This is a genomic window from Tolumonas lignilytica (genome assembly GCF_000527035.1).
Taxonomy (GTDB): Bacteria; Pseudomonadota; Gammaproteobacteria; order Enterobacterales; family Aeromonadaceae; genus Tolumonas; species Tolumonas lignilytica.
The window spans coordinates 570,568-596,770 of record NZ_AZUK01000001.1 but is presented as its reverse complement, the minus strand read 5'-3'; the positions used below and the strand labels follow the sequence as shown (position 1 = coordinate 596,770).

Below are 26,203 nucleotides of genomic sequence, written 5' to 3'. Positions count from 1 at the left end.
ATGACGAAACTGTCCGGCACGGATGTCGGACAGTTTAGTTTCAGCATTATCTGCATCACCGAGATTGAGGAAGCCACCCGTGGTCGTAAAGGTAAATACATCAGCACTGCATCAGTCATTACAGGAACGTATTCTGCTTATTGATGGCGGCATGGGAACCATGATCCAAAGCTATCAACTGCAGGAGCACGATTTTCGGGGCGAGCGATTTGCCGATTGGCCGTCAGACCTGAAAGGTAATAACGACTTGCTGGTGTTGACCAAACCAGAAGTGATTGCGGCTATCCACGATGCTTATCTGGCTGCCGGCGCAGATATTCTTGAAACCAACAGCTTCAACGCCACCCGTATTGCGATGGCGGATTATCATATGGAAGAGTTATCCGCTGAGATCAATCGTGAAGCGGCGCGTCTGGCTCGCCGCGTAGCGGATGCGTGGAACGAAAAAACACCTGAAAAACCGCGTTTTGTGGCCGGCGTTTTGGGCCCGACAAACCGTACTGCATCTATCTCTCCAGATGTGAATGATCCGGGCAAGCGCAATGTGACATTTGATCAGTTGGTAGAGGCTTATAAAGAATCTACCGAGGCACTGATGGAAGGTGGTGTCGATATCATCATGATTGAGACCATCTTCGACACGTTGAATGCCAAGGCGGCATTCTTTGCTGTTGATTCGGTGTTTGAAAAACTGGGCGTTAAATTACCGGTTATGATTTCCGGTACGATCACCGATGCTTCCGGCCGAACGCTATCAGGGCAGACAACCGAAGCCTTCTATAACTCGTTACGCCATGCCAAACCGCTCTCCTTTGGTCTGAACTGCGCGTTGGGGCCCAAAGAGTTACGCCAATATGTGCAGGAACTGGCCCGTATCAGTGAAACCTATGTCTCCGTGCATCCGAATGCCGGTTTGCCCAATGCGTTCGGTGGCTATGATCTGGAAGCCAATGAAATGGCCGAGCACATCCGGGAATGGGCGGAATCGGGTTTCCTGAATATGGTGGGGGGCTGCTGCGGTACGACGCCTGACCATATTCGTGCGATGGCGCGAGCTGTCGACGGCATCAAACCGCGTGTCTTGCCGGAGCTGCCTGTGGCATGCCGTCTGGCAGGTTTAGAGCCTTTGCTGATTGATAAAAACTCCATGTTTGTGAACGTGGGGGAACGTACCAATGTGACCGGTTCAGCCAAGTTCAAACGGTTGATCAAAGAAGAACAATATGATGAGGCGCTGGATATCGCGCGTCAGCAGGTTGAAAACGGTGCGCAGATCATAGACATCAACATGGATGAAGGCATGTTGGATGCCGAAGCCTGCATGGTGCGCTTTCTGAATCTGATTGCGTCTGAACCGGATATTTCCCGCGTACCGATCATGATTGACTCCTCTAAATGGGAAGTCATTGAAGCGGGTTTGAAATGCATTCAGGGGAAAGGCATCGTCAACTCGATCTCGATGAAGGAAGGGGTCGACAAATTCATTGCTCAGGCAAAACTGATCCGTCGTTATGGTGCGGCGGTGATTGTCATGGCTTTTGATGAGATGGGGCAGGCTGATACACGCGCCCGCAAATTTGAGATCTGCCAACGGGCGTACAAGATCCTGACAGAAGAGGTGGGTTTCCCACCTGAAGATATCATTTTTGACCCGAATATTTTTGCTGTTGCGACCGGGATCGACGAGCACAACAACTATGCGGTGGATTTCATCGAAGCGGTGAAAGACATCAAAGAAAATCTGCCCTATGCCATGATTTCCGGTGGTGTGTCCAACGTGTCATTCTCGTTTCGTGGCAACGACCCGGTGCGTGAGGCGATCCACTCCGTGTTCCTGTATTACACCATCCAAAATGGGATGGATATGGGGATCGTCAACGCCGGACAATTAGCTATTTATGAAGATATCCCCGCTGAGTTGAAAGAAAAAGTAGAAGCGGTGGTGTTAAATACCCATCCGGGCGCAACCGAAGAGTTGTTGGCGATTGCTGAGAAATACCGGGGTGGCGCGGCGCAACAGGCGGCCGATCCGCGTGAGCAGGAATGGCGAAGCTGGCCGGTGAATAAACGGCTGGAACATGCATTGGTGAAAGGGATCACCGATTTTATTGATGAAGATACAGAAGAAGCGCGTCAGCAGGCTACCCGTCCAATCGAAGTGATTGAAGGGCCACTGATGGAAGGCATGAATGTCGTGGGTGATCTGTTTGGGGCGGGTAAGATGTTTCTGCCTCAGGTGGTTAAATCGGCACGTGTCATGAAACGTGCAGTCGCCTATTTACAGCCTTATATTGAGCTGGAAAAAAATGTGGGTCAGGCAAACGGTAAAATTGTCATGGCGACCGTGAAAGGTGACGTGCACGATATCGGTAAAAACATTGTCGGTGTGGTGTTGCAATGTAATAACTATGAAATCATCGATCTGGGCGTAATGGTGTCTTGTGAGAAGATTTTGCAAACTGCGCGTGAAGAAAATGCCGATATGATCGGATTGTCAGGATTGATCACGCCGTCTTTGGATGAAATGGTACATGTTGCCAAAGAGATGGAACGCCAGGGCTTTAAGATCCCATTGCTGATTGGTGGCGCGACCACCTCGAAGGCACACACGGCCGTGAAGATTGAGCAAAACTACAGTGAACCGGTGGTTTATGTTTCCAATGCCTCGCGGGCGGTAGGGGTAGCGCAAAGTCTGTTAAGTGCTGACCTGAAAGCGCCCTTTGTGGAACGTTTACGTGAAGAATATAAGGTAGTACGTGAACAACATGCTCGTAAACAACCGCGTACGCCGCCAATATCGCTGGCTGCTGCCCGTGCCAATGCCCTGAAACTGGACTGGCAGAATTATCAACCACCGAAACCGAAGCAACTGGGTATTCAAGTGATCGACAACGTGTCGATTGCAATGCTGCGTGAATATATCGACTGGACGCCGTTCTTTCTGAGCTGGGAACTGGCCGGTAAATTCCCTCGTATTCTGGAAGATGAAGTGGTGGGAGAAGAGGCAACCCGCCTGTATCACGATGCACTGGCGATGTTAGACCGTTTGCAGGATTCAGGTGAGGTGAATGTCCGCGGTATTATCGGCCTGTTTGCTGCCAACCGGACTGGCGATGATATCGTGGTTTATACCGATGAATCACGCAGTCAGGTATTGCAAACGTTCCGTTTCCTGCGTCAGCAGACAGACAAAGTCAGTCAGGCCCGGAATGGAGAAGTATTCCCGAATTACTGTTTGGCCGATTTCATTGCACCGAAAGACAGTGGTGTCGCTGATTATTTTGGTGGGTTCGCTGTCACGGGCGGGATTGGTGAAGCCGAGCTGGCCGAACATTACAAAGCGGCAGGGGATGATTATAACGCCATTTTGATTCAGGCTGTTTGTGATCGTCTGGCAGAAGCATTTGCTGAATATTTGCATGAACAGGTACGGAAAACGTACTGGGGTTATGCGGCAGATGAAAATCTGACTAATGAAGAGCTGATCCGTGAGAATTATCAGGGGATCCGTCCTGCCCCAGGCTATCCGGCGTGCCCAGAGCACACAGAGAAAGGGACGTTATGGCAATTACTGAACGTTGAACAGGCCATTGGCATGAAGCTGACGGATTCTTTCGCCATGCTGCCTGCTGCAGCCGTGTCTGGTTTCTATTTCAGTCATCCACAGTGCAAGTATTTTGCAGTTGCCGGCATTCAGAAAGACCAGGTTGAAGATTATGCAGCGCGTAAACAAATGACCTTGGCAGAAGCTGAGCGCTGGTTGGCCCCGAATCTGGGTTATGATGCGCAATAACGTATCTTTTATTTACTATTTCAAGGGCCCTTTGCGGGCCCTGCTTGTTTTTTGAACTAAAATATAAATTAAGCTTCAGCATAGATCACAAGAATTGTAATTATCTTGCAAAGGTTCTGTGTGGAGCATTGAACTAATTATTTAGGCCCGATACTCTGGCCCTCTTGGCAGAGGGTAATGTCGTCTCCATTTCGTATGAATAATAAAGGATAGCGGGTATGCAACGAAATATATTGATTGTTCTTGAACATGCGGTGAATAAATGTCTGGATCTGGATCTGACCAAATTTAACCAGATTGAAATTGTGGTCAGTGCCACCCAGAAAACTCTGCCGATCGAATTAGTGAAAGAGTTACTGCGGATCCAGAGTCAGTGTGGTTTGCCGGTTGAATTGCTGACTTTCAAAGGTAACAGCAGTCATCAGGCTGAAATGTATCTGGCATGGTTGCTGGGCCGTCATATCGAAAAAACGCCGGATGCCAGCCTGACGGTTATTGCTGATGGTGTCGATGCTGACAGTCTTTTAGAAAACTGTATTGATGAAGAATACCATGAACGTATCTGCATCATTCAGGATGGCAGTGGTTCTGCTTCTGTTGCGCCAAAATCAGAAGAGCTGAAACTGGAAAAGCCAGTGCTGAAGAAGGCCCCCATTGAAGTGCATTCTGAACCTGCTGCCGAAGATTCCATTAAGAAATCAGATAACAAATTGATCTCTAAACTGATGGAACGTAAAGATATTCTTGAGGCGCGTCATCCAATCACCGGTGAGCCATTGCCAGAGCCTCTGCATAAATAATCATCTCTCTTAATGATGTCGGACTGTTATGATGCAGCCCACCGATAAACGCCAGCGCGAACAAGATGTGCTGGCGTATTTTTTAAAGCACCCTATAAACTCTGTCACTGAACTGGAATGTAAAATTGCAGCCGCGTCAGATATTCCTGCATTGTTACATCTGGAACGTTATTGTTTTAACCCCTATCTAGCATTTGGCCGTCGTCGGTGGAAATACCTGATCGATACATCATCTTGTTCAACTATTCTGATCTTTGAGAAAGAAATTCTCGTCGCCTATCTTTGTTTATTGCCACATCGTGGCTGGCAGGGGCTGGAGATCCGGGTGCTGGCGGTGCATTGGTCATATCGGCAAAAAGGCGTGGGGCGCTGGCTCATGCATTTGTCGCAGGCATTAGCCCGACAGTGGCATCTGCGGGCACTGTATTTGTCAGTAGATTGTGAAAATGATGCAGCTAAACGCTTATATTCACAAATGGGAATGCATATTTCTGCAACGCTGGCTGATTACTATGGTTTAGACCGGCATGGATTGCGAATGCGTTGTAATTTGGATGATACATCTGCACAGATCTAGGTTTATGAGAGCATACTAAGTGGTTTCAGTTCCAACAGGATGTGATAGCTGCTCGGTATTGTTGCGGGTATGTATACGATATTGATTGGGCGTGACGCCAACCAGTTTTTGAAATGCTTCGTAAAACCGGCTCATGGCGCTAAACCCGGTCGTCAATGAAATATCCAGCATCGAACGATTGGTTTCAGCCAGCAAGGCGCGGGCATGGTTAACCTTCATCATGGTAATATGATCTTTGATTGAATACCCCATGACTTGTTTAAACAGATTCATCGCATAATTCGGATGCAGCTGAATTTGTTCCGCAACATCGTTGACCCGGATGGCTTCATGATAATGTTTGGATATGAAACTTAGCATTGCCTGGATATAGCGGATTTTGCGCTCATTCATCCGCAGGCTGTGCAATTTACCCGGTTCGGTATGCAATAACTCCTGCCAGCCTGACACTGCAACACGCTTCATCATCAATACTATTTCTTCCTGCATTAATTGGTATAGACCGTGGGAGCCGCTTTTACTGTCATTATGCCAACGCAGCACCTCATGGTGTCCGAAAAGCCCTTTGGTCGTAGAGATGACGACACTGCCATGTAAAATCTTATTCAGCAGTAAATCATCCACCGGTAAAGCCAGAAAGTGAGAAAGCGGAATGTTGATGACACCCATCTGGGTGCAGTTTTCACACTCAATCAACCGATGCGGGATCACGCCCCAGAATACGCCGATATGGCCTTCCGGAAGCTGGATCTGATGGTCATTGATCAGATAACGGACCGGGCCGCCAAATGGAATATTGACCTCTATTTGGCGGTGCCAGTGATAGCCCGGCATATCGCCGGGCTGACGGAAGACAACACTCAATATTTCATCGGCTTTTTGCCAGGTCAACGGGCTGATTTCAGTTGGGTCAGTCACTATTCTCTCCTGCAAGGCCGAGGCATTAGTGTTGATTAATGCGGTTCAGCGAGTATTTCGTCGATTCGTGATAGTTCTTTGGCACTCAATTCGACACAGTGTAAGGCGGCTACGGCATCATCAATCTGGCTGGTTTTACTGGCACCGATTAATACTGACGTGATTGCCGGTTGACGCAACACCCATTGCAACGCCATCTGCGACAGTTTTTGTCCACGCAGGTAAGCGATGTGGTTGAGTTCTGCGATAACCTTTATCCGAGCCTCAGTGATATCGGTCGGTTTCAGATAACGACCATCTTTAACGGCGCGAGAATCTTCCGGTATGCCATTCAGATAACGGTCGGTCAGCAGGCCACCAGCCAGTGGCGAGAACGCAATACCGCCGATCTGTTCTTCCGATAACACATCCAGCAACCCGCTTTCTACCCAGCGCTCAAACATTGAATATTTGGGCTGGTGGATGATGCAAGGCGTGCCCAGTGACTTCAGGATCTGTGCGGCGCGTTTGGTCAATTCAGCCGGATAATTGGAAAGACCAACGTACAAGGCTTTACCCTGACGCACGATCAGATCTAGCGCCGCCATGGTTTCTTCCAGTGGGGTGTTCGGATCTGGGCGATGGTGGTAGAAAATATCGACATAGTCCAATCCCATGCGTTGCAGGCTTTGATCCAGACTGGACACCAGATATTTTTTACTGCCACCATCCCCGTACGGGCCGTTCCACATCGGATAACCAGCCTTGGTTGAGATAATCAATTCATCCCGCAAGGAACGAAAATCCTGTTTTAAGATCTTGCCAAAATTCTCTTCCGCTGAGCCGGGTGGGGGGCCGTAGTTATTCGCCAGATCGAAATGCGTAATACCGCAGTTAAAGGCATGTCGAATCAAGTTGCGGGCAGAATCCTGAATGGCGGTATCGCCAAAGTTGTGCCAAAGACCAAGACTGACGCGTGGTAGCTTCAATCCACTTTGGCCGCTACGACGATAATGCATCTGGCTATAACGATCTTCGTTCGGCAAATAATCCGACATACTTTCCTCCGGTATTTACTGCTTGATTATTCGATCAGGCGGCCACCTCAAATGCGGCTCGGATCAGTCGTCGGGTATATTCCTCTTTTGGGTCATCCATCACCGTGACGGTATCGCCCATTTCGACTAAATCTCCGTGTCGCATCACCATGATCCGGTGGCATAACGCTCTGACTACCCGTAAATCATGGCTGATAAACAGATAAGAAAGATGATGTTTTTGCTGTAATTGTCGTAACAGTTGGATGATCTGGTTCTGCACTGACAAATCGAGCGCGGAGGTCGGCTCATCCAGCAAAATGAATTCAGGTTCCATCGCAATGGCTTTCGCAATGGCAATGCGCTGACGTTGTCCGCCAGAGAATTCATGCGGGAAGCGGTCTAATGCAAACGGGGCCAACCCAGATTCCTGTAAGGCCTGAATGGCACGTTGTTCACGATCCTCGGCATCGGTGCCAATGTTGTTGATTATCATCCCTTCCTGAATGATCTGGCGCACGGTCATACGAGGGTTCAGTGAAGAGAAGGGGTCTTGAAATACGATCTGCATGCGTTTACGCAGTGGTCGCATCGCCTTGCGATCGCGATCATGCAGTGTCATGCCATCGTAAATAAGCTCTCCCTCTGACTCTAACAGCCGCAAAATGGCGTGACCCAGTGTGGTTTTGCCAGAGCCCGATTCGCCAACGATCCCCAGTGTTTCACCTCGGCGGAGCGTCAGATCTAGCCCTTTCACTGCCGCGAATCGTTTTTCTGGACGGCGTAACCACCAGTTGCCAGGCTCAGTGACAAAGGAGACCTGTACATTTTTGCCTTCCAGAATAATAGGATTATCAGTGGGAACGGCAGGTGCGGTGCCTTTGGGTTCAGAGTTCAGCAGATGTTGCGTGTAACCGTGCGTCGGGTTGGTAAACAAACTTTCGGTTTCGTTATTTTCAACCACTTGACCATGCTGCATCACATAGACCCAGTCGGCATATTTGCGCACAATGGTCAGATCGTGAGTGATTAACAGCACACCCATGTGGAATTTTTCCTGCAGCCGTTTCAGCAGATTAAGAATTTCTGCCTGCACGGTGACATCCAGCGCCGTGGTGGGTTCATCGGCAATCAACAGGTCGGGTTTATTCGCCAGCGCCATGGCGATCATGACACGTTGACGCTGGCCACCGGACATCTGATGCGGATATTGATCAATGCGTTTTTCCGGATCCGGCAGTTGCATTTCTTTAAGTAAGGAGAGTACCTGTTCGCGGAGTTCTTGTTTGGTGATGGCGCGATTGTGTTCACGGATAATTTCACCGATCTGATCGCCCACGGTATAGATCGGGTTCAGCGAAGTCATGGGCTCCTGAAAGATCATGCCGATTTTTTTCCCGCGGATTTTACGCATGTCCTGTTCGTTATAGGCGCTCATGTCTTCACCATGCAGGGTGATCCGGGTGTCTTTCCCGACGATGGCACTTTTGGGGAGCAGTTTCATCAGCACACGGGCTGAGATTGATTTGCCGGAGCCGGATTCACCGACCAATGCGACGGTCTGGCCTTTGTAGATTTTGAAGGAAACATCACGTACGGCCTGAGCAATACCGCCTTCGGTTTTGAAATCGACCTGAATGTTTTCTGCATTTACTAACAGGGTTTGTTCATTCATCTTAAAATCCTCGCTTAACGACCTGAGTACGGATCAACCGCATCACGCAGACCGTCACCGGCAGCGTTGAACACTAATACTGAAACCAGAATGAAACCGACCGGTGCCAGCAACCAAGGGTAAGAACCTAACACCTGATAATCGCGGGCTGCATTGAGTAACAGACCCAGACTGATCATCGGTGGCTGCACGCCGACCCCTAGGAAACTCAGGAAACTTTCAGTGAGAATAAAGGTGGGGATCATGCCGGTGGCAACCACAATGACATGTGACAACACGTTCGGCAGAATATGGTGCACGACGATACGGCCATCCGATGCCCCCGCGGCAATGGCGGATTTCACATAGTCCATTTCACGTAACACCAGGGCTTTGCCGCGCACTTCCCGCGCCAGCTGCGCCCATTTCAGACAGCCCAGTAGCAATACAAACAGGATAAAGGTGGTTTTGGGGGAGACGGTTTTGGGCAAAATGGCAATTACAGACAGATAAAGCGGCAATTCGGGGAAGGCCAGCATCAGTTCAACCAGACGTTGGATCCACAAATCCGCTTTCCCGCCCAGATAGCCGGAGGTGATCCCGACCAGACTACCAATGACTACACAGATGGTGGTGATCAGGCCGGCCATCAGCAACGTCACGCCCATGCCGTGGAAGATACGGCTCAGTTCATCGCGCCCCATACCATCGGTGCCCAGCAGATAAACGTGTTGATTATCCTGCGCTGAAAACAGATGGGTTTTAAACGTCATACCCAGAAAATTATATTCCCAACCGTCGCTGAAAAATTGCAGATACACTTTTTTATCGGTGTTCTGCGTGTATTTGGCTTCAAAGGTTTCCGGGTCGTATGTGGTTTCATACGGATAGACAAATGGGCGGATCGAAAACCCTTCATCACTGAAAAAATGAATCGATTGCGGTGGCAGATAGACATTTTCATTGCTGCGTTCCGCCGGATCTTGTGGTGCAAAGAACGAAGCGAAAACGGCCAGCATTAACATTGCCACAATCATCCACATCGAAACGAGGGCCAGCTTGTTGCGTTTAAAGCGACGCCAGACCAAGGCGAGATAACGCTCATCGACGCTTTTAGGACGTTCCCGGGGATCTTGTTCCAGAATGATTTCAGACTGCATAGTATTCTCCATGATGAAATCCTCTTATCAGGACAGACGGACACGAGGGTCCAGTAATGCCAGCACCACGTCTGCAATCAGGTTGCCGATCACCAAGGTTGCCGCGAGGATCAACATAAACGAGGCCACGACAAAAACGTCTTGGTCGTGCATAGCCTGCACAATCAAGGGGCCAACAGTTGGCAGGGCAAAGACAATCGCAATTTCCAGCTCACCGGCGATCATGTAGGGCAGGGCCACCCCCTGGAACATGATCATCGGATGCAGCGCATTCGGTACGATATGGCGAAACAAAACTCGCATCGGTGACAACCCTTTGGCGCGGGCAGTTTCAACATATTGCGCTTGCATGACATCCAGCATATTCGAACGCATCACACGCAGGTTTTGCGCCATACCACCAAAAATAGCGACCAGTAAGACCGGCCAGATATGCACCAGCAGGTTGCCGAATTTCGCCAGACTCCACGGTGCCATGGTGTATTCCGGGGAAAATAATGCCGCGACATTCGTCGAGCCAAAATGGAACACCAGTAGATAGAGCATGATTAAGGCCAGAACAAAGCGGGGGGTTGTCATGCCGATGAACGCAAAAATCGTCACTATGGTGTCGGCAATGCTGTATTGGCGGGTAGCGACATAAATGCCGAGCAAGGTTCCCACCACGGTCGAGCCAAAATGACACATCAGGGCTATCAGCAAGGTCATGGGCAACCGATCCATAATCAACTGGCTGATCGGTTTGTTATAGATGTATGAATCGCCAAAATCGCCCTTGGTCACAATTTTGCCAATCCAGTGAACATACTGCACAGGCAACGGAGCGTTCATGCCATGTTCTGCGCGGTAGCTATCTGCCATTTTCTGCGCATCCTGTTCGCTCATCCCTGACATCGTGATTGCCTGACTTTTCAATCGATCGGCATAATCTCCCGGCGGAACCTGGATCAGGAAAAACGAGATCATACTGAGGATGAGCAATAGTGGGATTGCAGCCAGTAAACGCTTGATAATAAAACCGAACATAATGCATTCCTTGTTGAAGACCGGTCACCACTTATGCGGTGACCAGTTTGATAACTACAATCTACTGATTCACTGATAGTCAGGCAGTTTACCTGGCATCAGTTCTTCAACTGGCGCTGATTTAGGATCGATCCAGATCCGTTCACGCATGATGGAGTCTTCCGCCCATTGGAAACTCATAATCGGGGTTCCTGGCGGCACGTTTTTCAGGCGTTTATTCAGGATCAAGGCACCCGGAACAGATACCAGACCGACGTTATAGACATTCTGAGTGAACACCTTGTTGTACTGATTGAGAGTTTCCAGTTGTTTGCTCAAATCCGATTCGTGTTGGAATTGGTCAATCAAGCTCACCAGATCTTTTTCAAACGGCAGCAGATTTTGGGGTTTCGCTTTGGTGCCCTTATGCCAGTAAGGGGTCTGGTCATGCACTGGGGCTAATGCTTCTGCCAGTTGGATCGGCTGGATATACTCGTTGTCATTACGACGAATGAAGAAGTCGTATGTGCTGGCACCTAAAGCCGCATCAACCTGTGCTCCCTGCATCGGGCGGGGGATCAGCTTTATTCCGACTTCACGCAACATGGAGACTAAGCCTTCAGACAGTGATGTTTCACCGGGACCGTCTGGCGTGGTCATGGTGATTTCGACATCCTTGCCTTTCATTGGGCCTGAGGTCCAGTTCAGGATGCCATTACCATCGGTGTCTTTTAAGCCCACATCGGCCAATAATTCTTTCGCCAGTTTCGGGTTGTAACCGTAATAAACCACCGAGCCATCATTGACGACGCCTTCCGGATAGAGGCCCCCGGCATAAGGACGCGCAAACGGCCCACGAACCATCGCTTGACCCAGTGCATTGCGATCAATGGCATGACTGATGGCCTGACGGAATTTCAGTTGACGATTCAGCAGACGGATGGCTTTTTCTCGTTCATCTGTTGCCCCGACGTCTTCAGACAGATTCATAAATAAGGACCAGCCTAAGAAACGAGGGCTGAAATCCAGTCGTGCCGGTGAGTTTGCTTGTTTCGATTTTTTGATTGATTCAACGTAGTTGGTCGGGTTTTCCATGTTCGCGTAATCAGCATTACCCGCCACGGTTTGCACTTCGCGATCGGTCCAGGTCGATAATTTGAAGCGCAACTCATCCATGTAAGGCAATTGCTGACCTTTTTCGTCAACTTTCCAGTAGTACGGATTACGACGCAGCACAATCATCTGATCCGCTTTATGATAAACCGGTACCCAGGCACCCATAGTGACAACCGGCATTTTGTCCGGCGGCAGTGCATTGGCATAACTGCTGTAAGTGGCGTTTTTGTTGTATTTAGGATGGAACTGCTTCAACACATGAGCAGGGCCAGGGCACATCCGGAAGAAGGCCATGCTGTAGAGATATTGGGTTGGACGTGCTTCTTTGAAGGTCCAGCGAATGGTGTTTTTGTCCAGTGCCTCAAGGGTGGTGCCGTTGCCGTAAGTATCAGCATTCGCCCATGCTGTCACATGCGGATCCAGAATGTTGTCATTCCACAGGAACATCACATCATCAGACGAGAAGGGCTTGCCATCCGACCATTTTGCATCTTCGATCAGATGCATGGTCAGTTGCTTGCCATCCGGCGACCATTCCCAGCTTTTGGCCAGGTTAGGCAGCGGAGTTTGTTCTTCTTTCTTTATTGTCGTGAGTGGTCCGGTACGGGTCAGACATTCCGCAACGGTATATTCAGTGCCACCCCAGCCTGAATTTTTCCCTGCGTCATAGTTCCACCCTTCAGGGCGTCCGCCGCTGACCATACGGAATGCGCCGCCGTAAACACCTGGACCATCTGGCATCCCTTTGCTCATAAACACCATTGGTTCTTTTGGCAGACGATCTTTAACCGGGGGTAATTTGCCTTCTTCAACCAGTTTGTGAACCCAGGCTGGTTCTGAATAGGAAGGTAGCGCCTTATATTCCAACAGATCTTTTTGAGACAATAACATCGCCTTTCCCTGGCCAGGAAAGGGTTGTGCTTTCGGTAATGCGGACGGTTCAGCTTCAGCAGCAAACGCGTGTGGAACAATGCTAACCACACTGGCAATGCAAAGTGATAATAAGCTGATTTTGAATGTGTGTTGTTTCATTCGCTTATCCTTGTTTTTATCCCCTTCGTTCTTGACGTTGGGTATGCTTAGCGAGATTTCTCTCTTATTAACCTGAAGCCGCTACGGTACAGCCGTTACTCCGTATACAGGTCTTGATGATTTAAGTAAGCACAGGTGTGCTTACACGGCGTCCAATCTGATTAACAATGCACTTTCTGGGTCCATGACGGGTAAGGCGATCCCGGCTTTTGCTAGCCATGCGCCACTGAGCGTCAGCTCTTCCTCCAGCCATTGCGGTAGCTTTTTCATTACGCCGCCGGTTCGCAGGCTGGCGGGGTGATCCAAGACTTTGAGACGATAGTTTTTATTCGGATCAAGCCCGGCAAAACGGGCACAACCAGAAAGTGTATAGGTTGGCATGGCCAGTTGGCTTAACAGGAACACCGCGCTGGATTGATCCTGTGCAATGACGCCATTGATTTGCAAAGCGGGATCATGATGGTCGATACGCACTACCTTGCCACTGTGCAGTAATGAGCGTAGCTGTTTATGCAGCGCAATGTAGCGCGTAAAACCGGCACGTTCTTCGGCACTCTCTTTCACTGGGTCGAGCTCTACTCCCATATGGCCAAACAATGCCGTCAGGCCGCGGAAACCGATGCTGTGAGAACGACGGGTACAATGGCAGTGGCGTCCGCCGATATGAGCGCCCATGACTTCGGGTGGGAAAAAATAGCTCATTCCGCGCTGGATGTGCTGGCGTTCGAGCGCATCGTTGTTATCGGAAGTCCAGAAGCGGTGAGTACGTTTCAGTATTTCGAAATCAATTCGCCCGCCGCCAGACGCACAAGATTCAAATTCCACTTTGGGATGACGAGACCGCAACTCATCCAACAGGTCATACAACGCTTTAGTTTGTCCATCCAGTGCCGCATAACCATCGTGTCCGGGCTGAACGATCTCACGGTTCATGTCCCATTTAACATAAGCGACGTCGTAACTGCTGAGCAGACTATCTAAACGTTTCAGCAGATAATCAAACACCTGTGGTTTCTGCAGATCCAGCACGTATTGATAGCGTCCGGTCGGTTGTTGATAACCCTCAACAGCCAGCAACCAATCAGGATGAGCGCGGAACAGGTCGGAGTCCGGGTTGATCATTTCCGGTTCAACCCAGATGCCAAACTCCATACCGAGATTGCGCACATGTGCCACGACAGGTTCCAGACCATTCGGGTATTTTTTCGTATCCAGATACCAGTCACCCAGCGCAGCCAGATCATTGTTACGGCCTTTAAACCAGCCATCATCAATGATGAAGCGTTCGACTCCTAGTTCCGCGGCACGACTGGCCATCTGCATAATGTATTCAGGGTTATGATCAAAATAGATCCCCTCCCAAGTGTTCAGGTGTACTGGACGAGGTTTATTGTCAGGAAAGTGCACAATCTGCTGACGGATAAACTGGTGGAACGCATGACTCATACCATTCAGGCCATGTGCACTGTAGGCGGCGTAAACCCACGGTGTACTGAGGCTTTCGCCTTCTGCCAGTGTCATTTCGCCGGAGAAATAGAGTGCTTCAGCCTGCACAAAACGGCGACCATCTGTTTTTACATCAGTGCGCAAACGGTGGTTACCACTCCAGGCCAGATGGAAACCCCAGACCTCGCCTTGTTGTTCGCTGAAACCTGAAGTTCCCTGCATAAAGCCTGGAAAATATTCATGTGAGGTACGACCACGGCGATTTTCCTGCTGATAACCTCCGTGTTTCACTTTCAGTCGGTGTGGTTGGAATTCGCGAACCCAGCGGCCATGAAACGCCATTAATTCTTCCGCGCGTTCCGGCAAGGGGAGGGTCACAGCCAGACGATCAACCTGATAAGTTTCAGATTTCAGGTTGGTCAGTGTATGACGAAGCTGCAATACATCCGTTTTGGGGTCTAAGTTCAGTTCGCAAACCAGTCGCAAACCTGCGTTCTGATCTTCAGTGGTGATCAGCAGATTATTGCCATTTTGCTGAATTGTTTTGAATTCAAAGACCGGTGACCAGTCTAAACCTTGGCGATGACCTTCCATCCCGGGGCTGCTGAACACACCACGGCCCTGTTCCGGGCTTATGGTCATCGGTGTATCAACATCCAGACGACCATTTGGAATGGCGCGTTTGATGGCTTGAATTGCGTTTGTTTCAACGCCAGAGATGTTGTCGCCCCAATACAAAATCTCAACGACAGGATGGGTCTGAATGATCAGGTCAGACGTATTGCCATGCAGATGAACGATGTCTTCCTTCATTGTTTTAATACTCCGCCAGGAAATAAGTTGAAAAGCTAATTCTGATGACGGGAAGGTATTCCAAAACGTTTCGGATCAATACCGAAACGTTTTGGATTTGTGATTAGACGCAAAATGAGAACAAAAAAGAGAAATTAAATGAGAGCTGCGTAACGTTTTGTTACATTGAGGGAGAAAACAACGCTAAGAGCGCAAATCTTTCACCGTGTCACCGGAAACAATTTCGGGGGTCCATAACACATGGAGATTGTCTGGATTGGCGCCATTGATCAGGGCCAGAACCATATCTGCGATTTGCTTGCTTTTTTGTGCGGAAGTGGAAAGTTGCACTGAAGTTGCGTTGTAATTTAACAAGGAGTCGGGGGGTAAACCGTCGTAAATGATAAAAGAGATATCTTCGCCCGGTCTGAGATTGGCAGATAGGGTTTCCATGATCGCGCCGTCAGCCATCATGCTGTTATCAATCAATACCGCAGTTGGTAATACCTCTAGCTGCAGTAACTGCTTCATGGCAGTGACGCCATTGCGACGATTACGAATTGTTTCCACCACAAAACCATCTGGAATTTCCAACCTGGCCTCATTCATCTGTTTAATATAGCCATCTTTTCGCTGATTCACGAAAGCCCGATGGTCACTGCCGCCGAGATAAGCAATGCGTGTATGACCTTTTTCAATGAGATGCTGCACGGCTAAGCGGCTGCCAGCTTCACAGTCAAAGTCAAACCATGCGTAGGGTTGTGTTGCATTACAACGGCCAAACGAAAGAAATTTATGGCCTCTGGCTAACAGATAATTGACGCGCGGATCTTCATCCAGCACGTCCATCACGATCAAAGCATCTACCCGACCGCTTTCAATCAGGCGAATGTAGGGGGAGGTGCCATCATGTTCCTGATCGGACACCATCAGGATATCGATATTAAAATCGGCTAAAGCACTGGTGATATGAGCAACTATATCCAGCAGATTGGGGTCATATAATGCGGCGGTAGTCATCGGATAGACTAGCCCAATCGCATCCGTACGACCGGTCTTTAAACGACGGGCAGACGCATTAGGTAAATAACCGCGAGCTTCTGCGGCAGCCATGATCAGTTTTCGGGTGTGTTCGGCTACATCACTATAACCGTTAAGACCACGACTGACGGTGGTGATCGAAATCCCTAATTCCTGAGCAATAGCTTTCAGTGACATAATTCTCTACAGCATAAAGAGGATAAAAACAGGCTTATTACTGTATGGCATAAATATATGCATTTCCAGAAAGTCAGCGCAGTTGATCCAGCTCTCTGATTAACGGTGTGAGCGTTGGCAAAAAATAACGCCCCAAGAAAGGGGCGTTAGAGATGCTATCAGAATAAACTGATTATTCGTCGATGCTGCGCAGCAGGCCGTTGATGCCTACTTTAGAACGGGTTTTAGCATCTACTTTCTTTACGATCACGGCTGCATACAGGCTGTATTTGCCACATTTGGATGGCAGAGAACCTGAAACCACCACCGATCCCGGAGGAACTTTACCGTAGTGGATTTCGCCGGTTTCACGATCATAAATACGGGTAGACTGGCCGATGAATACGCCCATGGAAATCACAGAGCCTTCACCCACAATCACACCTTCAACGACTTCTGAACGAGCACCGATGAAGCAGTTGTCTTCGATGATGGTTGGGCCAGCCTGCAGCGGCTCCAGAACACCACCGATACCCACGCCACCAGACAGATGCACATTTGCGCCGATCTGAGCACAAGAACCAACGGTCGCCCAGGTATCAACCATGGTGCCTTCGCCAACATAAGCACCGATGTTCACATAAGAAGGCATCAGGACGGCATTACGGGCGATGAATGAACCTTTACGTACGGTTGCTGGCGGTACAACACGAATGGCTTCCTGTTTGAACTGCTCAGGTGTGTAATCAGCAAATTTCAATGGCACTTTGTCGTAATACTGAGTGCCGGCACCTTGCAGCGCCGCGTTATCATTGATGCGGAAGTACAGCAGAACTGCCTTCTTCACCCATTGATGCACCACCCATTCTCCGGCGATTTTTTCAGCGACACGGATTTGACCTGCATCCAGCATGTCAATAGTTTGCAGCACCGCTTCACGAACAATCGGATCGACGCTAGTTGGCGTAATGGTATCGCGACGCTCAAATGCGTCATCAATGATGCGTTGTAAATCAGACATGTTTCTCTCCCTAAAAAAACGGTTCTTTTTATCACATTTCGTCGGATGGATTTAGCTTTTCTATCAGTTTTTCTTCCAGCTTTTGCTTATCTTCATCCGTTAACGGGAACCCGTCATGACGTGACAAACTGAAAAAGTCTTCTACTCTTTCACCAATGGTGGTGATTTTGGCGGCATGAACTTCCAGTTCACACTCTTGGAAGACTGAACCGATCCGTGCCAGAACCCCTGGGCTATCTAGCGCGACCAATTCAATCAAGCTATGTTTATGATCACCTTTTACAGGCAAGAACGTGATCGTGGTTGGTACATTGAACTGCCGATGCCGACGAGACAGTGGCCGTGACGGTGGCAAAGTATAACCGGGGCGGGTTAGTGCCTGCTCCAATGATTGAATGATCATGGGGACGCGATCCACCACGACTGGTTCACCATTGGGTTCCATGACCACAAAGGTATCCATGACGTAACCGTCTTTCGAGTTCATGATCTGGGCGTCATGAATATCGAGGTTTTTGTGATCCAGAATGGCTGCTACCGTAGCGAAAAGATTCGGCATATCCGGGCTGTAGAGGAAAATTTCACTGCCCCCACGCGTTTTGTGATTACCAAAGACGACCAGTGGTTTGCTTTGGTCCGCGTGATCAATGATATGACGACTATGCCAGGCTATCTGTTCAGATCCATGTCGCAGGAAATAATCGGCTTTAAACTGTTGCCAAAGCTGATTAATCTTGGATTCGTCGTAGCCTTGTATTTTCAGGATCAACATGGCTTGACGTTGATTTTCACGAATACGCAAACGCATATCCGGCGGATTTTCCAATCCCTGACGTAAAGCACGCTGTGTAGCAAAGAACAGTTCTTTCAATAAGGTACCTTTCCAGTCATTCCATAGCGAATCATTGGTGGCACAAATATCAGCGACGGTCAGGCAATACAGGTAGCCCAGATGTTCCTCATCTCGAACTGCACGCGCAAACTCCGTAATGATGTCAGGATCATAAATATCACGACGTTGTGCCGTGACCGAAAACAGCAGGTGGTTCTTGACCAGCCAGGCAACGAGGCGGCCTTCATAACGATCTAAACCATGTAATTCGCAGAAGTAGAGCGCGTCATTGGCCCCCAAATCGGAATGGTCACCACCCCGACCTTTAGCGATATCGTGGAAAAGGGCGGCAATGAATAACAGTTCAGGCTTTTTCAGCCGGTTGTATGTTTCAAAAAACAGCGGGTGTAATTTGGCCCGTTCAGCCTGCTGGAACCGATAAATATTTTTCAGCAAGCGATGGGTATGCTCATCAACCGTGTAGGCATGGAACATATCAAATTGCATCTGACCGACAATCTGGCTCCATTGCGGTAAATAGGCGGCCAGAATGCCATGCTCATGCATCAGCGTGAAGGGCAGTGAAATGCCACGCGGATGACGAAGGATCGCCATAAAACGTTCGCGACATTCCGGCAACTCCTGTAACGCGATTACCAGACCGCGTCGTGCATCACGTAATGCGCGCAGACAGGAGGAGTAAATTCCGGTAATTTCCGGGTTTTCTGCGATCTGATAAAACAAATCCAGCATGGTGTGTGGCGCATTTTCAAAGATGGATGGCTCTAAAACATCAATCAATGTGCCACGGACAATGAAATTTTCGTTGACCAGTTTGGTTTTGGTCGATTCGTTACCCAGAATGGCTTCATCAAAAAGTTGCAACAGCATTTCATTCAGTTCAGTGATACGACGTACTGTTTGAAAGAAACGCTTCATCATTTGCTCAACCGGTGCATTACCTTCGCCGGGGTAGCCAAGCATTTTGGCAACTATGCGCTGACGGTCAAACAGCAGACGGTTATCATTTTTCTGAATGGCCAGATGCAAGGCAAAACGTACCCGCCACAGGAAATTCTGACAATCCTGCAACTCCAGATATTCAGCTTTATTCAGAAATCCGAAACTGGTCATTTCCTGTAATGACATGGCGCCATACTGACGACGGGCAATCCAGGTAATAATCTGCAGATCCCGCAGTCCCCCCGGGTTACTTTTAACATCCGGCTCCAGTAAAAAAGCAGTGTCCTGATACTGCTGATGGCGGAGCATCTGCTCTTCGCGTTTTGCGCGGAAAAAGGCATCACTTGGCCAGAATTTAGGGGGCTGGATCGCTTCCTGAAGTGCATCAAACGTTTGAACTGAACCGCAAATCAGACGACTTTCTAAAAGATTGGTCGCGACGGTAATATCGTCTTTTCCCTGCTGAACACATTCTTTTAGCGAACGCACCGCATGCCCGATATCCAGACGCAAATCCCATAATAGTGTCAGAAACTGACTGATGGTTTCACCTTGTTGTGGCGTGATATTTTTCTGACTCAAGACCAGAATATCAATGTCAGAGTAGGGGTGGAGTTCGCTACGTCCGTAACCACCTACGGCAATTAATGCCAAAGAAGGATGTTTGTCTAAGCCAAATTTCAGCCATAAACGGGTTAATAACTGGTCGGTGAATTCTGAACGCGCCATGACCAGCGGTAAAACATCTTCTTGTGCTTCAAATTGCGCCTGTAGCCAGGTTTGAAGTTGTGATAGTAGTTCTTTGCAGTGCGGGATAGTCAGTCGATCATCGGGTATGGCACCCGGGTTCAGTTGTTCCGGAAGCATAAGCAATTCCATGGGTTAGGCTCCACGTCACTGTGGAGCCGGGATAAATCAGCTATGATGAAAAATACGATCCAATGTTTCATCTTTACGTAAGGTCAGGACTTCACATCCATCTTCCGTAACAAGCAAAGTGTGTTCCCATTGAGCTGATAAACTGCGATCTTTGGTCACCACCGTCCAGTCATCTTTTAACACGCTACATTGTGGTTTTCCTGCGTTGATCATGGGTTCAATGGTAAAACACATGCCCGGCCGCAGGATTTCGCCTGTACCGGCTTTACCATAATGTAAAACCTGGGGTTCTTCATGAAAACCCTTACCGATACCGTGGCCACAATATTCGCGTACTACGGAATAGCCATGACCTTCCGCATGTTTTTGAATGGCCGCACCCAAATCACCCAAACGGGCACCGGGTTTTACCATTTTGATAGCCAGATAAAGCGATTCCTGCGCAACACGACATAAGCGTTCTGCCATGATGCTGCCTTTTCCGATAATAAACATCTGCGATGTATCGCCATGATAGCCATCCTTGATCACAGTGATGTCCATATTCACAATGTCGCCGTCTTTCAGCTTCTTATCTGCAGAGGGAATGCCATGGCAAACAACATGATTAATCGAAATACAGGTTGATTTCGGGAAACCGTGATAGTTCAACGGGGCGGGAATGGCTTTCTGTTCATTGACGATATAATCGTGACAGATGTTATCCAGTTCCTCAGTCGTAATACCCGCTTTCATATACGGTGCGATCATCTCAAGCACTTCAGCAGCCAGACGACCAGCCACGCGCATCTTTTCAATTTCTTCAGCGGTTTTAATAATGATGGACATATGATTTCTCTGAGCTGAAACCTGCAACCTTACGGCAGGTATAACGTTTCATTGATTTTATAGACAATAGAAAATGAGTGCTAGTCTCAACAACAGTAATGCCAGCTATTCTTCATATTAAAAGACTCGGCATTAACCTATTTAAAGTGGCGCTCAGAGCGTCTTTATGGTATAAAGCCGCCCGAACGGAGAGCTCTCCGATTTCATCACTTAAATCTTAAACCACACACACATCTATAACCCGCTCCGGGGTGCCTAACATGGTCGGAGTGAGGGATGTGTGGAGGCCCAACCCCAAAGAGGAATAAAATGGCTAAAGTTTCTATGCGCGACATGCTGCAGGCAGGTGTTCACTTCGGTCACCAGACTCGTTTCTGGAACCCAAAAATGAAGCAGTACATCTTCGGTGCCCGCAACAATGTACATATCATCAACCTGGAAAAAACAGTTCCAATGTTTGATGACGCGCTGAACTACCTGTCTAGCGTTGCTTCCAAAAAAGGTAAAATTCTGTTTGTTGGTACTAAACGTGCTGCAACAGAAGCTGTTAAAGACGCAGCGGCTAACTGCGACCAGTTCTATGTGAACCATCGCTGGTTGGGCGGTATGCTGACTAACTGGAAAACTGTTCGTCAGTCAATCAAACGTCTGAAAGATCTGGAAACTCAGTCACAAGACGGCACTTTCGAAAAGCTGACCAAGAAAGAAGCGCTGATGCGTACTCGTGAAATGGAAAAGCTGGAGAAGAGCCTGGGCGGTATCAAAGACATGGGCGGCCTGCCTGATGTTCTGTTCGTAATCGATGCTGATCACGAACATATCGCTATCAAAGAAGCTAACAACCTGGGTATTCCAGTTGTATCTATCGTTGATACCAACTCAAACCCAGACGGCGTGGATTACATCATCCCAGGTAACGATGACGCGATCCGTGCTGTACAGCTGTATCTGAATGCTGCTGCTGATGCAATCAAAACTGCTCGCGAGCTGGATATCGTTGTTCAAGCTGAACAAGACGGTTTTGTTGAAGCTAACTAATTTGTAGTTAGGCCCTGACACGAATCGTACAGGTTTGAAGGGGCCCCTGTGGCCCCTTTTTGCTGTAACTGGCATTTACCTAATTTGAGGATGGATGACATGGCAGATATTACTGCTGCAATGGTAAAAGAACTGCGCGAACGTACTGGCGCAGGCATGATGGATTGTAAAAAAGCACTGACCGAAGCAAATGGCGACATCGAATTAGCCATCGAAAACATGCGTAAATCAGGTCAGGCTAAAGCGGCTAAAAAAGCAGGCCGTATCGCAGCGGAAGGTGTGATTGTTGCTCGTTCTTCTGGCAACACTGCTGTCATGATCGAACTGAACTGTGAAACTGACTTCGTTGCTAAAGACGTTAGCTTCCGTGCATTCGGTGACAAAGTAGCTGAAATCGCACTGGCTGGCAAAATCGCTGATCTGGAAGTGCTGAAAAATGCAGACTTCGGTAACGGCGAAAGCGTTCAGGTTACTCTGAACAACCTGATCGCTAAGATCGGTGAAAACATGAACCTGCGTCGTATCATCATCGTTGAAGGTGACAACCTGGGTACTTATATCCACGGTTCACGCATCGGTGTTGTGACCAAACTGGTTGGTGGCGATGCTGATCTGGCTAAAGATCTGGCAATGCACGTTGCGGCAAACAGCCCACAATTCGTTAAACCTGAAGACGTTTCTGCAGAAGTTGTAGCTAAAGAACGCGAAATTCAGGTTGAAATCGCTGTTAACTCTGGCAAGCCAAAAGAAATTGCAGAGAAAATGGTTGAAGGCCGCATGAAGAAATTCACTGGTGAAATTTCTCTGACTGGTCAGCCATTCGTTAAAGATCCTTCAGTAATCGTTGCTGACCTGCTGAAACAGAAAGGTGCTGATGTTCAGGACTTCATCCGTTTCGAAGTAGGCGAAGGTATCGAAAAACAGGAAACTGATTTCGCTGCTGAAGTTCAGGCACAAATTGCTGCCATGAAAGGTTAATCAAACCATCGGCTAAATACAGACCGCGACATATGTCGCGGTCTTTCTATGAGCGGGAAATAGAGCAATGAGCACTCATCCGAAAACTGCATATAAACGTGTTCTGCTGAAACTGAGTGGCGAAGCCCTGCAGGGTGCCGAAGGTTTTGGTATCGACCCTACTGTATTGGATCGTATGGCGCAAGAGATCAAGGAATTGATCGAATTGGGCGTTGAAGTTGGTCTTGTTATTGGTGGCGGCAACCTGTTCCGTGGCGCTGGTCTGGCAAAAGCTGGCATGAACCGTGTAGTAGGTGATCACATGGGTATGCTGGCGACCGTGATGAATGGTCTGGCTATGCGTGATGCTCTGCACCGCGCCTATGTAAATGCCCGTCTGATGTCAGCTATTAATTTGCAAGGTATCTGTAATGACTACAACTGGGCAGAAGCGATTAGCCTGCTGCGCAACGGTCGTGTAGTTATTTTTGCTGCAGGTACAGGTAATCCGTTTTTTACTACAGATTCTGCGGCTTGTCTGCGCGGGATTGAGATTGAAGCGGAAGTTGTCTTAAAGGCAACAAAAGTTGACGGGGTTTTCTCGGCAGATCCAGTGAAATATCCTGATGCTGAGTTGTATTCAGAACTCGACTACAGTGAAGTTCTGGACAAAGAATTAAAAGTTATGGATTTGGCTGCGTTTACGCTGGCCCGCGACCATAACTTGCCTATTCGTGTCTTCAATATGAATAAACCAGGATCATTACGTCGTGTGATCATGGGTGAGCGCGAAGGCACTTTGATTTATCACAAAAATAAATAATCAGACTTTCGTTTTGGCTATATAAAGTCTTTAATATGAAGCGTCTGCCAAATCTAGCGAAATAAGGATACAGATTGTGATCAATGAAATTAAAACTGATGCAAAAGATCGCATGACCAAAAGTGTTGACTCACTAAAATCTCAGATGTCTAAGATCCGTACTGGTCGTGCTCAACCTGCATTACTGGATGGAATCAGTGTTGAATATTACGGTTCTGCGACTCCGCTGCGTCAGGTTGCCAACGTTGTTGCCGAAGATGCCCGTACGCTGGCCGTTACCGTGTTTGATCGCAGTATGATTCAGGCTGTTGAGAAAGCAATTATGACTTCAGATTTAGGATTAAATCCTTCATCTGCAGGTACGACTATTCGTGTGCCATTGCCACCATTGACCGAAGAACGTCGTAAAGATTTGATTAAACTGGTACGTGCAGAAGCAGAACAATCTCGTGTTTCAGTCCGCAATATCCGTCGTGATTGTAATGCGGATCTGAAAGCTTTGTTGAAAGACAAAGAAATTACAGAAGACGATGATCGTCGTGCTCAAGAAGAGATCCAGAAACTGACTGACGGTTTTGTGAAGCTGGTTGATGACTTGTTAGCCGCTAAAGAAAAAGAGCTAATGGAAATCTAAGCTGTTAATCAGGTATAGTACGGGCGCCGTGCGGCATGCTGCACGGCGCCTTTTTATATGGAGGAATCAATGACATTACCTGATGCCATCGCGGACATTGCCAATCAATCTATGCCAAAGCATGTTGCTATTATCATGGATGGTAATGGGCGCTGGGCTCAACAACGGGGAAAGATCCGCATAGCTGGCCATAAAGCTGGTGTAACCTCTGTTCGTCAGGTGGTATCCGTTGCTTCTCGCTTAGGAATAAAGGCGCTAACTTTATTTGCGTTTTCTAGTGAAAATTGGCGACGTCCAGAATCAGAAGTATCTGCATTGATGGAATTGTTCATGTTTGTGCTGGGGCGCGAGGTTCGAAAATTACATGATGGTAATATCCGTCTGCGTGTGATCGGCGATATTCGTGGATTCAGTGACCGTTTGCAAAAGAAGATCCATGATGCAGAAGCATTGACTGCAAATAACGACGGCATGATTCTGAATATAGCGGCAAACTATGGCGGCAGATGGGACATTGTTCAGGCCTGCCAGCAAATTGCAACACAGGTCGCGCAAGGTCATCTATTGCCTGAACAGATTGATGAATCGCTGTTATCGCATCATATCTCGATGGCCGATATTCCCGAGGTCGATTTGCTGATTAGAACGGGCGGCGACCATCGGGTCAGTAATTTTTTGCTGTGGCAAATCGCCTATGCAGAACTGTTTTTCACCCCTGTGCTTTGGCCTGATTTTGGTGAAGACAAATTTATGGAAGCGATAGCTTCTTTTGTTTCCCGTGAGCGCCGGTTTGGATGTACTGGTGATCAAATAAAAGAATGGCTGGTTTCTTCAGTCAAAAACACATAATAAAAGGGATAATTTTCATTGAAACAAAGAATTATAACGGCTTCTATTTTGATACCACTGGCCCTTGGCTGGGTGTTTTGTCTTTCAGTTGAATATTTTGCCTTATTGGCTGCAATGTTGTTTTTCCTTGCCGGAAGGGAATGGGGGCGTTTTTCAGCGCCGCATTTACCCACTTTGTTTGCTGTCAGTTATTCAGTGATATTGTTCGCCAGCTACTATTTTGTTCCTTTGCCCCAAATCCTGAATGGACACATCTCACCTTTGTTATGGGGGATTTTACTGATAGCTGTTGGCTGGTGGTGCTTGGCATTACGCATGATCATTTGTTATCCAGGTAGTGAAAAATGGTGGCAAAAGCGCATATTAGTCCAATGGTTTTTCGGTCTCTGCGTCTTGTTACCATTTTTCTGGTCATTGCTGATTTTACGGGGTCATCAATTTCAACAAGATACGAAAGTGGGCAGTTGGACTTTGTTGTTTGTGATGTCACTGGTATGGATTGCTGACACGGGCGCCTATTTTACGGGGCGGGCATTCGGGTCACGTAAATTGCTACCTGCGGTTAGTCCAAATAAAACGGTGGAAGGCCTATTAGGTGGTGTTGGAGCAGCGACGCTGTTAGCGGTCATTGTGACCTTCAAGGTTCACAGTTCTATGTTACAAAGCGCTGCGATTATTATCAGTTCTATTCTGGCTGTGCTGGCTTCCGTATTGGGTGATTTAACTGAGAGCTTGTTTAAGCGAGTGGCAGGTATTAAAGATTCAGGCTCATTACTGCCGGGACATGGTGGTATATTAGATCGAATTGATAGCCTCACTGCTGCTTTACCTATTTTTGTTGTAAGTTACCAGTTAATTAGTAAAGGTTTATAA

At 48.2% G+C, this 26,203-nt stretch carries 20 protein-coding genes; 9 read left to right on the top strand and 11 right to left on the bottom strand.

Features of this window, described 5'->3' with window-relative positions:
- Positions 1-79 precede the first annotated feature (79 nt).
- The 3 genes from metH to H027_RS0102745 all read left to right on the top strand — a co-directional run bounded on the left by metH (position 80) and on the right by H027_RS0102745 (position 5,170).
- On the top strand, positions 80-3,793 hold the full coding sequence (metH, locus tag H027_RS0102755) for a methionine synthase (RefSeq protein WP_024871006.1): 3,714 nt from the start codon (positions 80-82) through the stop codon (positions 3,791-3,793).
- 218 nt (positions 3,794-4,011) lie between these two features.
- Positions 4,012-4,593, top strand: coding sequence for a hypothetical protein (locus H027_RS0102750; protein WP_024871005.1), 582 nt, complete (start codon positions 4,012-4,014; stop codon positions 4,591-4,593).
- A 28-nt stretch (positions 4,594-4,621) separates the two neighbouring features.
- Positions 4,622-5,170: a GNAT family N-acetyltransferase gene (locus tag H027_RS0102745; protein ID WP_024871004.1), complete on the top strand. Its 549-nt coding sequence runs from the start codon at positions 4,622-4,624 to the stop codon at positions 5,168-5,170.
- 15 nt (positions 5,171-5,185) lie between these two features.
- Here H027_RS0102745 and melR read toward each other — a convergent pair whose 3' ends face one another.
- The 11 genes from melR to map form a co-directional block, all read right to left on the bottom strand.
- Complete coding sequence (melR, locus tag H027_RS0102740; protein ID WP_024871003.1) at positions 5,186-6,088, bottom strand: transcriptional regulator MelR; 903 nt, start codon at positions 6,086-6,088, stop codon at positions 5,186-5,188.
- 35 nt (positions 6,089-6,123) lie between these two features.
- Positions 6,124-7,125: an L-glyceraldehyde 3-phosphate reductase gene (gene mgrA, locus H027_RS0102735; protein WP_024871002.1), complete on the bottom strand. Its 1,002-nt coding sequence runs from the start codon at positions 7,123-7,125 to the stop codon at positions 6,124-6,126.
- Between the two features lie 34 nt (positions 7,126-7,159).
- On the bottom strand, positions 7,160-8,779 hold the full coding sequence (locus H027_RS0102730) for an ABC transporter ATP-binding protein (RefSeq protein ID WP_024871001.1): 1,620 nt from the start codon (positions 8,777-8,779) through the stop codon (positions 7,160-7,162).
- Between the two features lie 14 nt (positions 8,780-8,793).
- A complete protein-coding gene (locus H027_RS0102725; RefSeq protein ID WP_024871000.1) occupies positions 8,794-9,918 on the bottom strand; it encodes an ABC transporter permease in 1,125 nt (374 codons plus the stop codon).
- A 27-nt stretch (positions 9,919-9,945) separates the two neighbouring features.
- Positions 9,946-10,944: an ABC transporter permease gene (locus tag H027_RS0102720; RefSeq protein ID WP_024870999.1), complete on the bottom strand. Its 999-nt coding sequence runs from the start codon at positions 10,942-10,944 to the stop codon at positions 9,946-9,948.
- 69 nt (positions 10,945-11,013) lie between these two features.
- Positions 11,014-13,071 carry an ABC transporter substrate-binding protein gene (locus H027_RS0102715; RefSeq protein ID WP_024870998.1) on the bottom strand — a complete coding sequence of 686 codons (2,058 nt, stop codon included), beginning with the start codon at positions 13,069-13,071 and terminating at the stop codon, positions 11,014-11,016.
- Positions 13,072-13,212: 141 nt separating this feature from the next.
- Positions 13,213-15,330, bottom strand: a complete 2,118-nt coding sequence (locus H027_RS0102710; protein WP_024870997.1) for an alpha-galactosidase — start codon at positions 15,328-15,330, stop codon at positions 13,213-13,215.
- Positions 15,331-15,513: 183 nt separating this feature from the next.
- On the bottom strand, positions 15,514-16,527 hold the full coding sequence (locus tag H027_RS0102705; protein ID WP_024870996.1) for a LacI family DNA-binding transcriptional regulator: 1,014 nt from the start codon (positions 16,525-16,527) through the stop codon (positions 15,514-15,516).
- A 172-nt stretch (positions 16,528-16,699) separates the two neighbouring features.
- On the bottom strand, positions 16,700-17,527 hold the full coding sequence (dapD, locus tag H027_RS0102700) for a 2,3,4,5-tetrahydropyridine-2,6-dicarboxylate N-succinyltransferase (protein ID WP_024870995.1): 828 nt from the start codon (positions 17,525-17,527) through the stop codon (positions 16,700-16,702).
- A gap of 31 nt (positions 17,528-17,558) precedes the next feature.
- Entirely contained in the window at positions 17,559-20,201 is a 2,643-nt protein-coding gene (gene glnD, locus H027_RS0102695; RefSeq protein ID WP_237657919.1) for a bifunctional uridylyltransferase/uridylyl-removing protein GlnD, read from the bottom strand.
- Positions 20,202-20,237: 36 nt separating this feature from the next.
- Positions 20,238-21,029 carry a type I methionyl aminopeptidase gene (gene map, locus H027_RS0102690; RefSeq protein ID WP_024870993.1) on the bottom strand — a complete coding sequence of 264 codons (792 nt, stop codon included), beginning with the start codon at positions 21,027-21,029 and terminating at the stop codon, positions 20,238-20,240.
- Positions 21,030-21,338: 309 nt separating this feature from the next.
- On the opposite strand from map, the gene rpsB reads away from it, so the two are divergent.
- From rpsB to H027_RS0102660, 6 genes are all read left to right on the top strand, one after another.
- Positions 21,339-22,067, top strand: a complete 729-nt coding sequence (gene rpsB, locus H027_RS0102685) for a 30S ribosomal protein S2 (protein ID WP_024870992.1) — start codon at positions 21,339-21,341, stop codon at positions 22,065-22,067.
- A 99-nt stretch (positions 22,068-22,166) separates the two neighbouring features.
- Positions 22,167-23,045, top strand: coding sequence for a translation elongation factor Ts (gene tsf, locus H027_RS0102680; RefSeq protein WP_024870991.1), 879 nt, complete (start codon positions 22,167-22,169; stop codon positions 23,043-23,045).
- Between the two features lie 67 nt (positions 23,046-23,112).
- Entirely contained in the window at positions 23,113-23,847 is a 735-nt protein-coding gene (gene pyrH / locus H027_RS0102675) for a UMP kinase (protein WP_024870990.1), read from the top strand.
- A gap of 76 nt (positions 23,848-23,923) precedes the next feature.
- On the top strand, positions 23,924-24,481 hold the full coding sequence (frr, locus tag H027_RS0102670; RefSeq protein ID WP_024870989.1) for a ribosome recycling factor: 558 nt from the start codon (positions 23,924-23,926) through the stop codon (positions 24,479-24,481).
- Positions 24,482-24,550: 69 nt separating this feature from the next.
- Positions 24,551-25,330 (top strand): polyprenyl diphosphate synthase, encoded by a 780-nt coding sequence (gene uppS / locus H027_RS0102665; RefSeq protein ID WP_024870988.1) that lies wholly within the window; start codon positions 24,551-24,553, stop codon positions 25,328-25,330.
- Between the two features lie 18 nt (positions 25,331-25,348).
- Positions 25,349-26,203, top strand: a complete 855-nt coding sequence (locus H027_RS0102660) for a phosphatidate cytidylyltransferase (protein WP_024870987.1) — start codon at positions 25,349-25,351, stop codon at positions 26,201-26,203.